Here is a 13,682-nt window from a genome sequence, read left to right on the forward strand (position 1 = left end):
ATGGCACATCCTAAAAGAAAAATCTCAAAAACAAGAAGAGATAAAAGAAGAACGCATTACAAAGCTGCTATACCTCAAATAGCTGTAGACCCTACAACAGGAGAAGCGCACCTTTACCACAGAGCACACTGGTTTGAAGGTAAATTATACTATAGAGGTCAGGTAGTTATTGATAAGACTGAAGAAGTAGAGGCATAAGCATCTATTTTCTAGACATAGAACTCTCACATTGTGAGAGTTTTTTTTATGCGTAGGATTGTCAAAAAAAGTTAATTGTAGGCCATTTTTGATCAATTTTTAGTATTTTTCTCATCGTTTTGTTCTTAACTGAATAAAAACGAAAAATCTAACTGAAACAAATGAGTAAAATCTCAGCGGCAATTACAGCTGTAGGAGCTTATGTTCCAGACTATGTGTTGACTAACGATATTTTAGCAACTATGGTTGATACCAATGATGAGTGGATTACCACTCGTACAGGTATTAAAGAACGTAGAATTCTTAAAGAAGAAGGCAAAGGAACCTCGTTTCTTGCCATCAAAGCAGCACAAGATCTTCTTGAAAAAAAGCAACTCGATCCCAAAGAGTTAGATATGGTAATCGTAGCCACTGCTACACCAGATATGCCAGTAGCCTCAACCGCAGTATATACAGCCTCTCAAATAGGTGCGACTAATGCATTTGCATTTGATCTCACAGCTGCTTGCTCTAGCTTCCTTTACGGGATGTCTACAGCAGCTAGTTATATTGAGTCTGGTAGGTATAAAAAAGTACTGCTCATAGGCGCAGATAAAATGTCATCTATTATAGATTACACAGATAGAGCCACGTGCATCATCTTTGGAGATGGTGGTGGTGCAGTACTATTTGAACCTAATGAAGAAGGAATGGGACTCCAAGATGAGTATCTTAGATCTGACGGAATAGGAAGAGAATACCTTAAGATAGATGCAGGAGGGAGTATACTACCCACTTCACAAGAAACTTTAGATAATAAGCAGCATACCGTTTTTCAAGATGGAAAAACCGTATTTAAATTTGCTGTTTCAAATATGGCAGATGTAAGTGATAAAATTATGAAACGTAATAACCTTACAGGTGATGACGTTAACTTTTTAATCGCACATCAAGCTAACAAACGAATTATAGACGCTACTGCCAAAAGGATGGAGCTAGATGAGGATAAAGTCCTCATTAATATTCATAAATATGGTAACACCACATCAGCCACTTTACCACTGTTGATGAGCGACTATGAGAATAAACTAAAAAAAGGAGATAATATCATATTTGCCGCTTTTGGTGGTGGATTCACTTGGGGTTCGATCTACCTCAAATGGGCATATAACTCTAATTAAACCTAAACAGACTAAATTCAAACACTTATGGATTTAAAAGAAATTCAAAATCTGATTAAATTTGTTGCAAAGTCAGGCGCTAGCGAAGTAAAACTTGAGATGGATGACGTAAAAATCACTATCAGAACTGGTGCAGACGATGAGAAAGCACCAACTACTTTCTTACAGCAAATGCCAGCAATGCAAATGGCTCCTGCAGCACCAGCGGCTCCGGCAGCACCAGTTGCAGAGGTAGCAGCACCTGCAGCACCAGCGGCCCCAGCAGAAGATAATTCAAAATACATAACTATTAAGTCTCCTATAATCGGAACCTTCTATAGAAAACCGTCTCCAGACAAGCCTATGTTTGTAGAAGTAGGAAAAACGATAGGTGAAGGTGATGTGCTTTGTGTTATCGAAGCGATGAAACTTTTTAACGAGATCGAAAGTGAAGTGTCAGGTACGATTGTAAAAGTACTAGTAGACGATTCTTCTCCAGTAGAGTTTGATCAGCCATTATTCTTGGTAGATCCATCATAATCCCTTGCGGGTATTTTAATCATTGAGGAGACTGTGGTTTTTTACGCTTTCGCGAAAGCGAGACCTAAACAAAAACACGCAGTAATCACAATAAAAAATAAACAGTATGTTTAAGAAGATACTTATAGCAAACCGTGGTGAGATTGCCCTTAGGGTAATACGTACGTGTAAAGAGATGGGGATTAAAACGGTAGCTGTATACTCTACAGCAGACCGTGAGAGTCTTCACGTAAAATTTGCAGACGAGGCAGTATGCATAGGCCCAGCAGCAAGTAACGAGTCTTACCTTAAAATGTCTAACGTTATTGCAGCAGCAGAGATTACAAATGCAGACGCCATACACCCGGGATATGGATTCCTTTCTGAAAACGCAAAGTTTTCAAAAATATGTGAGGAGCACGACATAAAATTTATTGGAGCATCTGCAGAGATGATTTCAAAAATGGGAGATAAAGCTACTGCAAAAGAAACTATGAAAGCCGCAGGCGTACCTTGTGTACCAGGATCTGATGGTATCATAAAAGATTTTGAAGAGTGTCAAAAACTTGCCATAGAGACGGGTTACCCTGTAATGCTAAAAGCTACCGCTGGTGGTGGAGGTAAAGGTATGCGTGCCGTATGGAAAGAAGAAGACCTGCTTAAAGCTTGGGAAGGTGCACGTCAAGAGAGTGCTGCAGCCTTTGGAAACGACGGTATGTATATGGAAAAGCTCATAGAAGAGCCACGCCATATCGAAATCCAAATTGTAGGAGATAGCACAGGTAAAGCCTATCACCTGTCTGAAAGAGATTGTTCTGTACAAAGACGTCACCAAAAACTTACCGAAGAGACACCATCGCCATTTATGACAGATGACTTACGTGAGCGTATGGGTGAAGCAGCAGTAAAAGCAGCAGAGTTTATTAATTATGAAGGAGCAGGGACGGTTGAGTTTCTTGTAGACAAGCACCGCAACTTCTACTTTATGGAGATGAATACACGTATACAAGTAGAGCACCCTATTACTGAGCAGGTAGTAGACTATGATCTTATACGTGAGCAAATACTTGTGGCAGCAGGTGTACCAGTATCTGGTAAAAACTACTATCCACAACTACACTCTATAGAGTGTCGTATCAATGCTGAGGATCCTTTTAACGATTTTAGACCATCACCAGGACGTATTACAAATTTACACGCTCCAGGAGGACACGGTGTACGTATAGATACACACGTATATAGTGGGTATATGATACCGCCTAACTATGATTCTATGATTGCTAAGTTAATTACGACAGCACAGACTAGAGAAGAGGCGATTAACAAAATGAAACGTGCTCTTGATGAGTTTGTAATAGAAGGTATAAAGACTACCATACCTTTCCACAGGCAACTTATGGATCACCCAGACTATATAGCTGGTAACTATACCACTAAGTTTATGGAAGACTTTGAGATGAAGCCTCTAGAAGACTAAATAACTAAAAACTCCCGATAGCAATATCGGGAGTTTTTTATTTTAAGGTAAATCTTACTGTACAGGCTGTTGTCTAATTATTTTTTTGAGAACTACAATTTGCCCAAAATGATAATGAGAGTGCTCCAGCAGTCCCATCAGATTACGCTCATAAGTACCGTACTTTTCTAATACAAAATTACTCTTTAGCTCTTGGTCTGTAAGCCTAGATGCCTGAGATGCACATCTATCTAGATTTGTATACAATGTATCGAGTCTCAGTTTCCAAGCCTCTTGAGTTTTTAATATAGGTGCATCGTAGCTATATATATCTTTTGCAGTAAGTGGCTCACCATCTAGTACGCCGCTTACGGCTTCTATATAGTAATTTATGTGGTACACAAGCTTTGCAATGGTATTAAGGCCGTAAACAGCTTGATTTGCCTCTTCTAGTGTTATGTCATCTAGATGTTCTTTAAGATGAGAACCCGTCGTGTTAGGTCCAGATATGAACTCTCTGAGGTGCTTTGCAAGATGTTGAGAAGTGGTCATTACATTATTTTAATTACAAGATAATGTTTCTAATTAAATTTTAAAACGCGATATCACGCTTTCGCGAAAGCGTAATAAAAACCATAATGCTCATAGCTAAAAAACGCTTGCAAAACCTAAAACAGATTTTACAAGCGTCTCTAAACTTTGCTACAAATTCTGGTTACATCTCACTTACAAATTCTCTAAAAATCTCTTTGTGACGTTCTAAATCCATATCTGGTGAGAGCGACACACGAGCGATGTAATCTTTATCACCCTCCTTAGTTGTTCCTTGGGTGGAGGTTGCAGGTATAGTCCAGTACACACCCTTAAGTTGCCCATAACTCACACAGTACTTGCTCTCCTTAGGAATTTTTGTAATCATTAAGTTTATAAGTTTGTGGTTGAGCGCTCTTTTATAGGTCTCACGCTGGGCTGGAGTATCACCCTTAGTAGGTAAGTCTAGCGAAAACACAGATGGAGTAAATCCTTGCTGCGCGAGCTCTTCTGAAACAAAATTGATTTTTGCATCTGGCAGCACTTCGCTTATAAAAGTTACAAACTTACGTGTGTTTACATAAGCATCTGCAATGCGCTGGTTCATAGAAGGCAGTTGTTGAGCAAGTAGCTCATATTGCAAAGCGGTAGCCTCATTATCGCATATGGTTAAGTGCTTCTCGATATTTGCGATGAGCGGAGTTGCTTTTGTGTTTGCTACACAGTAGCCAGCAGTCACTTTACCGCCACTCGGAAATTTTGATCCGCTGGCGTATGAGATTGCTCTCACAGTAGATAGATAATCATCATCACCTAAGAAGTGTACATTAGGGCAAAACGTTTGATCTAGAATAAATACCGGATCTATTGCTGTGTCTCCACTAGGCGTTTTACGAGGAGTGCTCAACACTTCTTTAAGTTTTATAAGATCTGGCACCTCTACCCTTGGGTTTGTAGGAATTTCTGCAATGATGTATGGTATAGCGTCTTGCTCTGCGAGTGTAGTAAGTACACGATCTACACTTTGTACCATATCATTATCACCATCTACCGGTAGGTCTACAACCTCTACATTATCAAGGCAGGCAGCTACACGTCTTGCTTGGTCATTTGTCCCTCCATAACAGTTAGGCGGTACTACAAACTTGATTGCTTTGCCAGGGTGTTGTTCTTGAGCTTCTGCCACAAGACCCATCATTATGGCATATTGTATAGATAGGCCACTTGAACCTACAAGCGCTTTTGAGTTTGCTTGTGTGATTTCTTTTATGGTACTTAGAACCTTTGTTTTATCTGCTTCTTTGGTACTTTTTTTAGCGGTAAAATCGGTTGTGTTTACGAGAGACTCTAGTGCTACAAGTGTGTTTTCTGGTGTCATTGCCACCGTCTCCCTTCTGCGCACGTGTTGTATATCTGCTACGTAGTGGTTGTTATTTTCTCCGTTAATAATAAGAATACTACCTAGATCTCCATACGTATTTACATAAAAGTCTACTTCTTTATGTAAGGCTGTAGTAGCGATTTTTTGCTGTTCAGATAGTAGTACTGTGCTTCCATTAAAAGGTGTGATATCATCAACACTTTCTAGCTTTTGAAGCTCAAAGTTATAGCCGTACACTTCTTTTAAGGCTGTTGTGTCAAAACGAGAAGAGAGCGCTCCAGTATATAAAATGCGTGTGCTCTTATTTTCTAATAAATTTTTACGAAGCACAGCAAGCACAGGTACAGTCTTAGACTGAAAGCTTATAACGCTTTCTGTCTTTAGGGCATATGTTTTTGCTATTGCCCATTCTAAAATACTTGATAGCGGGTGTCCCAGTCTTATATAATCATAAGCCGTAGGTAACTGGCTCAGTGATTTTTGATCTGAAACATTATTGTTATATAGTTTTTCAAACTCATCAAGAAACTGGCTTTTTGCTTGAGACTCATCATAAATATCTAGTCTATGTGTGGTAAGACGTAACCAGTCTTGAGGCATTTCTTGTAATACTTCTTTTATATATGCTAGCATTGCGCTGTGTTTTTATGGTATCACCTCATAATCTGTGAGGCTTTATATGTGTCGCAAAGTTATGAGAAAGTATACAGAAACAGGGGAGATTTATGTGTCTTAACGATTACTTAGTGTATTAAAAAACCACCCTAGATGACTAAGGTGGTTGTTTTTTATTTTGCTTTAGCGATATGCTATGCAAAGAGCTATATAAATTAGTATTCCGCTTTCGCGAAAGCGTAAAAAATCTTCTAGCTTGCCTCTTTGCTATTTACATAATCCATAAGGTCTACATCATTACCTAGTAATACTTGCGTAGGGTTGATACGACCTGCTTCTGGTCCGTTTTCTAACTTAAGTACGCCACGAGGACATACAGCGCTACATATACCGCAACCTACACAACTAGAACGCACGATGTTTTCTCCTTTCTGAGCATACGCACGGACATCAATTCCTTGCTCACAGTAGGTAGAACAGTTACCACAAGAGATACATTGTCCTCCGTTTGTAGTGATTCTAAAACGAGATTTAAAACGTTGTACAAATCCTAAGTAGGCTGCTAGTGGGCATCCAAAACGGCACCATACACGGTTACCAAAAATAGGGTAGAAACCAGTCCCGATTACACCTGCAAACCAAGCGCCTATCAAGAAGCTATAGGTGTCTTTTATCCACTGGGAGTTAATGCCTAAAAAAGCTTCTGCACCCGTAAAGTAACAGTATAATGTGACGAGTGTCATCACTAGTGAAAATACGAGAACCGAGTGTATGAGCCAGCGCTCAAGCTTCCAGGCTTTCATAGATTTATTAGAATGCTGGCGGTAGGGATCACCAAGAGTTTCGGCAAGGCCTCCACAACCACAAACCCAACTACAGTACCATCTTTTTCCAAAAAAGTAAACCATTACTGGCACAATCACTAATGTAAGCACAACACCCCATACGAGGATGAAGATACCTAAACCACCACTCTGAGTAAGTGTGTCGAGATTCCACTCAAAGAAGAAATCATAATCTAGTGGGAATGCGTTTTTAAAATCATAACCAGGCTTTCCTAAACTTGCCATAATCTCAGGGATAAGAAAGGCAAATACAATCTGAAAGAATAGTACAGAGGTAGTACGTACAATCTGGTATTTATTGTGACGGTATTTTATATACATACGCACCGCCATCGTTACCATAATCACACAGTATAAAAAGCCATAAACAAACCACTGGCTGGCATCTCCACCATTAAGCGCATTACTTATAGGGTCGAGTATGAATGTCCAGTTTACCACATAGTCTGCATTAAAATAAAGCACGAGATAAAATAGAACGAGGTACACAAGCACCAGCCAGGCAATCCATCCTCTATTGGTTGCTGCCTCGTGATATACGTGGTCATTTTTGATACCTGGTTTACCTAGCAACACGAGATTAGGAAAAATGAACATAAGAGCTCCTAGTATTCCTAACCCAAAGGTTAAGAACCACATAAGCCCCTTGTTTTCTACTATAAATCCTGTTCCGGCTTTTTTGGCTAGTGAGAAGCTAAAGGCTTGAAAGTCTTTATCATTTATTCTGTACTGATATTGTTCTCCTTTTTTATCCCATTCCTTTGCCGCATCATATTTTGCAATTTGTGCATCATAGTAGTCATTATTTTGAGCAAGGGCATCCCTTACGGCGCCAGTAAAAGCAAATGTACCGAGTTTTTTACCCACTACGTTATCTGAGATTTTTTGAGCTACTAGCTCACTTTTAATTCCTTTTTCAGAAATAAAGGAATCAAGTTGTTCTTGTTGTAAGGTGAAGTCTCCCATAAAGATGGAAGCTGTCCAGATGGCAAGCCCAGTAATAAAGATCACCAAGCCTAGGTTTTTAATAATTTTCATAAGTGTAAGTCGTTAGGTTGGTTATGCAAAAATTCTTTTCCAGCTTTTCTTTTTGGGACTAAGTGATGTCCCGTATGCAGCATTATAAGCATTGAGAATATCCTTCTCATAATGGCTATAAAACTCAGGGTCAAAGTTTGCATCTTTAAGATGCTCTAGCACATAATCTGTTGTGCGTTCCTCAGTAAGCCAGCGGTCAAATAGCTCGTGACGTAGCCTGATACCAAAGTTATTTATACCCACAAACTTGCGACTATCCTCTTGCATCTCTATAGTGATACACTTGTTATCATCCTTATGCATCCAGTGGAAGTGTGTATTGCCTTCTTTAGGTTTTGAGAACACCCATCCATACGTCTGGTACTCTATATCCATAAATTTTGCACTGTTAAACCAGTGACCAGGGTTATATGCGGTAGGATTGCCAGTTAATGTCTGAGCAAGTGCTTCTCCCATCATTCTACCCGTATACCAGACAGCCTCAATGGGTCTACGACCGTTTATACCCTCGTGTTGCTCTGCACAATCACCTATGGCATAAATATCTTTTATATTAGTCTCCAGCATAGGGTTTACCTTGATACCTCGGCCTAACTCAATACCGCTATCTTTTAAGAAAGCCACATTAGGCGACACACCAGCGGTAAGCCCTACCACGTTGCAAGCTATTTCTTCTCCTGTCTCTTTTATAGTTACAGCGCGCACTTTACCATTATCATCTGCTAGAATACTATCTAGATTATAGCCTAAACGTAAATCTACGTGGTGAGATTTAATGTGTCTGTTAATCATCTCGCTTTCTCCTTGTGGTAAAACGCCATTCCAGAAACTGTTTTCTCGCACTAAAAATGTGACCGGTATATCACGAGTGAGCAGCATCTCTACCATTTCAATACCTATAAGACCGCCACCTACTACCACAGCACGTTTACAGGTTTCTTTATCTGGAGCATTTGCCTCTAGCATATCTAGATCTTGTTTTGAGTACAACCCTTGTACACCATCTAGATCTTGCCCTGGCCAGCCAAATTTATTAGGTTTTGACCCAACAGCAAGCACGAGTTTATCATAACTCATTTTTTCGCCACCAGAGAGTAGTAATTGCTTATTCTCGTGATCTACTGTCTCTACAAAAGCGCGTTTAAGATCAATACGGTTTTTCTTCCAGAAGTAATCTTCATACGGTTTTGTGTGCTCATATTTCATATGTCCCATATAGATATACATAAGCGCTGTGCGAGAAAAGAAGTGATCTGTTTCGGCAGAGATGATGGTGATCTTTTTGTCAGAAGCTTTGCGGATGTGACGGGCGGTTGTAACGCCAGAAATCCCGTTGCCTATAATGACGATGTGTTCTTGCATAATGGTTGGTGTTTTTAAGTAAGTTGAAAAGAGGTTGTAGTAATGTGGTATGTGATTACGCTTTCGCGAAAGCGTATGTAAAACCTTTTTTCTTCACAAGTTACTAGGGTTGTGTCGAACTAAAGATAGTAAACTTAACAGCACCTAGGCTTATTTAGAACATATCTAAATGAATTATAGATTAATGCTATAAATACATTAAGGACAGCAAGCTATCTGGTGATCAAAATCAATTTATTTTAAGAAAAAGTGTAAGACGATTGTTTTTTACCCGACCCAAGTGCACATAAAACAGCAATTATGAAAATCGTTACTTTCCTTTTTACACTACTTGTTATTAACACGATAAGTGCGCAGCGTACAGATGCATTTTTTACAGATGCAGATGTTTTTTTTAAAGAATATATAAAAAATGGAAGAGTAGATTATGCTGCTATACAAAGTAATCCAGAGTCTTTAGATAAACTCCTTGCGATTGCACAAACTATAAAAGTGAGTAAGACAGATTCAAAAACGTATCAAGCTTTCTGGATCAATGCTTACAATCTTTCTGTAATAAAAGGGATTGTGGCTAAGTATCCCGTAAAGCAACCGCTCAGTATAAAAGGCTTCTTTGACAAACAAAAACACGCTGTAGGGGGTAGCTTAATCACCCTTAATGATATAGAAAACAAGAAGTTACGTGCTGTTTTTCCAGATGAGGCTCGTTTTCACTTTGTACTTGTATGTGCAGGGTTGGGCTGTCCCCCTATTATAGATGGAGCATACACACCTAGTAAGCTTGAAGCTCAGTTACAGCGACAAACTAAACTAGCGCTCAATAATCCATCGTTTATAAGAGTTAAAGGTAAAAAGGTGCAGATCTCGCAAATTTTTGAGTGGTATAACGGTGATTTTACGGGAAGTGGGAGTGTGCTGGAGTTTATCAATAAATACAGAGATAGCAAAATAGACGAGACTGCAAAACTTTCATACTATCCATATGACTGGACACTTAATGATATAAAATAATGAGTATATACTGAGCCTGCGCTGCTTTATGTGAAATTTTCATAATACAAAGGGTTTATAAAGCAGTTACCCTTACCAGGCTCAGTTCTTTCATTAATGCATAAAACTTTTACAACTTCTTTTCTCACTCCACGGTAGCTGAATTAAGAAAATACAATTATAAATTTCCAACCTAATATTTAAAAGAATGAAACATTTTTTAATGGGCGCGCTATGCCTAATCGCTACCACTATTTACGCACAAGATATTGATGATAATGAGATAGGCGGCTCTGTCATACAGACGCTTACACCATCTAAGCTTATTGCAAAAGGACAATATGATATCAAGTGGTTTAATAATTTGTACACGCAAACAGAGAGTACATTTACAGATGGTGATGAGCCTAGGCAATCATTTTTTACATCATCACTAGAAGCTTTTACTGGAGTGTCAGAAAATAGAAGGCTCAACGTAGGTGTAATTTTAGAAGTGAGATCTAATGTAATAGGCGGTAGAGATGCGCTAGATGTCTTTAGTTTTGACGGAGAGCGTGGCACCGCTCGTAGTGGTCTTACTTCTATCGCTCCTGCGGTAAAGTTTGTTCCATTTGCATCTGTAAATAACTTTTCGATTCAAAGTTCGCTATCTATACCACTTATAGATCAAGAGACAGAGCAAGGAGTTTTTCTTGACCAAAACGGATTTACGTGGCAAAACCGTTTCTTTTTTGATCACACCTTTGCAGGTGGTGACTGGCAAGTATTTGCAGAGCTTAACTCTGAGTTTAATTTTGGAAAAGAGGCAGAGCAAGATGAAAACTTTGACACTGTAGACGGCAGCTTTGCAAATAATAGTTTAAATCTTACGCCAGGGGTGTTTTTAAGTTACTTCCCCAGTGCTAAGTTTACTGTGCTAGGCTTAGTACAGCACTCACAGCGCATAGATCTAGGTAATGATTTTGAGCAAGACTTTACCGCAGTAGGTGGAGGCGCAAAATATCAACTTACAGATGAGCTCAACCTCGAGGCTTTGTATACCAACTTTGTAAGAGGTAATAATACGGGACTAGGTGAGACTTTTAACTTGGGACTACGAGTTGTTTTTTAATATAAGCATCTACTAGATTTGATGTATACTTTATAATCTAGAGATCGCTAGACCTGACCACTTATAAAAGTGGTCAGGTTTTTTTAGTTTGTGATATAGAAAGCTATCTTTATTTTATAGAATCACATTTGTTATGAAAATACTATTACAATGCCTTGTGCTTGTTTTACTTCTAGAAGGTTGTAGTGCCCAGCTTCCACCAGAAGGAAAAATTAATGGAGTAAGCTTTGTAGCAAATCGCTCTCCAGTAGACAGTAGTCACGTGGCACCCGTACTTGATATAAACGCAAACTATGCTGCGGTTATGCCCTTTGGCTTTGTGCCGGCACTAGATAAAGCGCAAATTGTATACAATACAGATAGACAGTGGTATGGTGAGACTAGAGAAGGCGGTCGTAATTATGTAGCACAACTTCACGATAAAGGTATAGATGTGATGCTCAAACCCCAGATATGGATACGTCGGGGTGAGTTTACAGGTTACCTTAAGATGGATACAGAAGAGGAGTGGCTGGCACTTGAGCAATCGTATCGCGATTTTATAATGGATTATGCGACACTTGCTCAAGAGGAAAATGCAGCGATATTTTGCATAGGCACAGAGCTGGAGCAATTTGTAGTAAATAGACCAGCTTTCTGGCAACAGCTCATAAAAGATATCAAAAAAGTATACAAAGGTAAGCTTACGTATGCTGCAAACTGGGATGAGTATAAACGTACACCCTTCTGGCAAGAGCTGGATTATATAGGTATAGATGCTTACTTTCCAGTATGTGATGATCAGACACCTACTGTGGATTGTGCTATAGAAGGCTGGACAAAATGGAAAGAGGAGATTTCCGCTTTCGCGAAAGCGCAACAACGCAAAGTATTATTTACAGAGTATGGTTATCGCTCTGTAGACTATACAGGTAAAGAACCCTGGCGCTCTGACCGAAGTATGACCCAAGTAAATCTGGATGCACAGGCAAATGTTACAAAAGCACTTTATGAAGCCGTCTGGGATGAAGAGTGGATGGCAGGAGGCTTTTTATGGAAATGGTTTATACATCACGACCGTGTAGGAGGACCAGAAAATAGCCAGTTTACACCTCAAAACAAACCAGCTCAAGATATTGTAAAAGAATACTACGGTAGAAATTAAATACGATAGCTACTGCAATGTTTACGATTAAGAACCGACAGACTCATAGTATCGTAAAAAAGCCTATGAAACAAATTATATATCTATGTCTGTTCTTACTTCCGTGCCTTGTTTTCGCTCAAAAGCAACAAGTAGAAAGAATCACCTTTAAAGGGTTAAAAAAAGTAGATGAGTCACTGTTAAGAAGACTAATAAAAACAGAAGTAGCATCTCCTTACGACTCGCTTAAAGTAGCTACAGATGTAGAGCGATTTAATAGACTTCCTGCCATTGCAAAAGCTACCGCTACTATAGCTGAGGTACGTAATGGTGCTATAGAAGTCACTTATGATATTGTAGAAAATTTTACAATTATACCAGGTATACGTATCTCTGAGGCAAATGATGGAAGTTTTGCCTTTAGACTAAGTGTATTTGAATTTAACTTCTTAGGCCAGAGCCAGATTGTGGGTGGCTTTTACCAGCGTGATGTTTTTAATTCTTACGGAGCTTACTGGGAGGCCCCATTTTTATTTACAAACAAGTTAGGGCTAGGTGTAAATTATATTAAAGATGTCACCTTTGAGCCCATTTACTTTGATACAACTACTCTCAATTATAAAAAAGATAGAGCTGGGGCTGAGATTTACGGACTTTATGAAATTGACTTTCACAACAAAGCAGAGCTAGGAATTAATATTTTTAAAGAGCAGTATGTTACAAACGAGACTGAGATAGATGCTACTTTTCCAAACAATCTAGAGGCTTCAAAAATTGCTGTGCGAGCAGAGTATGAGACAAATTTTTTAGACATAGATTATCAGTATGTTTCTGGTTTTAGAAACTTACTTGATGCACGATATATTAATGGAGGTGAGGGCTTACTTGACGACTCTTTTATAGGAGTTAATACAACCGAATATTTTAAAAGAATAGGAAGTAAAGGTAACTGGGCAAGTAGATTACAATTAGGATTTGCTTCTTTTAATGAGTCTGAATTTGCGCCATTTACTGTAGATAATCAGTTTAATTTACGTGGGGCTGGTAATGATATAGCGAGGGGTACGAGTTTTATATTTATAAATACAGAGTACCGCCACACGGTGCTAGAGAGAGGTTGGTTTGTACTACAAGGTAATGCCTTTGTAGATGGAGGGACCTTAAGAGAGGCAATGCAACCGCTAGATAACCTTGTAAGTGGTGATGCTCTTGAGATATACTCTGGAGTAGGAGTGCGTTTTATACATAAACGTATATTTAATGCTGTTATACGACTAGACTATGGCGTAGGCCTAGGAGCGTCACAAAACAGTGGTCTTGTCTTTGGGATAGGACAGTATTTTTAAGAGGTAGAGATTCTTTTATAATGATGTA

At 39.0% G+C, this 13,682-nt stretch carries 12 protein-coding genes; 8 read left to right on the top strand and 4 right to left on the bottom strand.

From position 1 onward, the window contains the following. The 4 genes from rpmF to accC all read left to right on the top strand — a co-directional run bounded on the left by rpmF (nt 1) and on the right by accC (nt 3,333). A complete protein-coding gene (gene rpmF / locus ABVM49_RS07020; RefSeq protein WP_013750156.1) occupies nt 1–198 on the top strand; it encodes a 50S ribosomal protein L32 in 198 nt (65 codons plus the stop codon). A 161-nt stretch (nt 199–359) separates the two neighbouring features. After that, nucleotides 360–1,358, top strand: a complete 999-nt coding sequence (locus tag ABVM49_RS07025) for a beta-ketoacyl-ACP synthase III (protein WP_021778138.1) — start codon at nt 360–362, stop codon at nt 1,356–1,358. A 27-nt stretch (nt 1,359–1,385) separates the two neighbouring features. After that, nucleotides 1,386–1,877 (top strand): acetyl-CoA carboxylase biotin carboxyl carrier protein, encoded by a 492-nt coding sequence (gene accB / locus ABVM49_RS07030; RefSeq protein WP_405203604.1) that lies wholly within the window; start codon nt 1,386–1,388, stop codon nt 1,875–1,877. A 106-nt stretch (nt 1,878–1,983) separates the two neighbouring features. Then, the gene (accC, locus tag ABVM49_RS07035) at nt 1,984–3,333 is read left to right on the top strand and encodes an acetyl-CoA carboxylase biotin carboxylase subunit (RefSeq protein ID WP_405203605.1); all 1,350 of its coding nucleotides are present in this window, start codon (nt 1,984–1,986) and stop codon (nt 3,331–3,333) included. Between the two features lie 54 nt (nt 3,334–3,387). On the opposite strand, the gene ABVM49_RS07040 is transcribed toward accC, so the two are convergent. From ABVM49_RS07040 to ABVM49_RS07055, 4 genes are all read right to left on the bottom strand, one after another. After that, a complete protein-coding gene (locus ABVM49_RS07040) occupies nt 3,388–3,864 on the bottom strand; it encodes a DinB family protein (protein WP_375253070.1) in 477 nt (158 codons plus the stop codon). A gap of 163 nt (nt 3,865–4,027) precedes the next feature. Continuing rightward, a complete protein-coding gene (locus ABVM49_RS07045; protein WP_405203607.1) occupies nt 4,028–5,857 on the bottom strand; it encodes a cystathionine beta-synthase in 1,830 nt (609 codons plus the stop codon). Nucleotides 5,858–6,090: 233 nt separating this feature from the next. Next, nucleotides 6,091–7,722 (bottom strand): 4Fe-4S binding protein, encoded by a 1,632-nt coding sequence (locus ABVM49_RS07050; RefSeq protein ID WP_405203608.1) that lies wholly within the window; start codon nt 7,720–7,722, stop codon nt 6,091–6,093. 21 nt (nt 7,723–7,743) lie between these two features. Next, nucleotides 7,744–9,084 (bottom strand): NAD(P)/FAD-dependent oxidoreductase, encoded by a 1,341-nt coding sequence (locus tag ABVM49_RS07055; RefSeq protein WP_405203610.1) that lies wholly within the window; start codon nt 9,082–9,084, stop codon nt 7,744–7,746. A 300-nt stretch (nt 9,085–9,384) separates the two neighbouring features. Between ABVM49_RS07055 and ABVM49_RS07060 the strand changes: the two genes are divergently transcribed. The 4 genes from ABVM49_RS07060 to ABVM49_RS07075 all read left to right on the top strand — a co-directional run bounded on the left by ABVM49_RS07060 (nt 9,385) and on the right by ABVM49_RS07075 (nt 13,654). Next, the gene (locus ABVM49_RS07060) at nt 9,385–10,095 is read left to right on the top strand and encodes a DUF547 domain-containing protein (protein WP_405203611.1); all 711 of its coding nucleotides are present in this window, start codon (nt 9,385–9,387) and stop codon (nt 10,093–10,095) included. Between the two features lie 187 nt (nt 10,096–10,282). Beyond that, nucleotides 10,283–11,185: a hypothetical protein gene (locus ABVM49_RS07065; RefSeq protein WP_405203612.1), complete on the top strand. Its 903-nt coding sequence runs from the start codon at nt 10,283–10,285 to the stop codon at nt 11,183–11,185. 133 nt (nt 11,186–11,318) lie between these two features. Continuing rightward, a complete protein-coding gene (locus ABVM49_RS07070) occupies nt 11,319–12,329 on the top strand; it encodes a glycoside hydrolase family 113 (RefSeq protein WP_405203614.1) in 1,011 nt (336 codons plus the stop codon). Nucleotides 12,330–12,394: 65 nt separating this feature from the next. After that, nucleotides 12,395–13,654, top strand: a complete 1,260-nt coding sequence (locus ABVM49_RS07075; protein ID WP_405203616.1) for a POTRA domain-containing protein — start codon at nt 12,395–12,397, stop codon at nt 13,652–13,654. Nucleotides 13,655–13,682 lie beyond the last annotated feature (28 nt).

Source organism: Dokdonia sp. LLG6352-1 (assembly GCF_045055815.1).
Taxonomy (GTDB): Bacteria; Bacteroidota; Bacteroidia; order Flavobacteriales; family Flavobacteriaceae; genus Dokdonia; species Dokdonia donghaensis.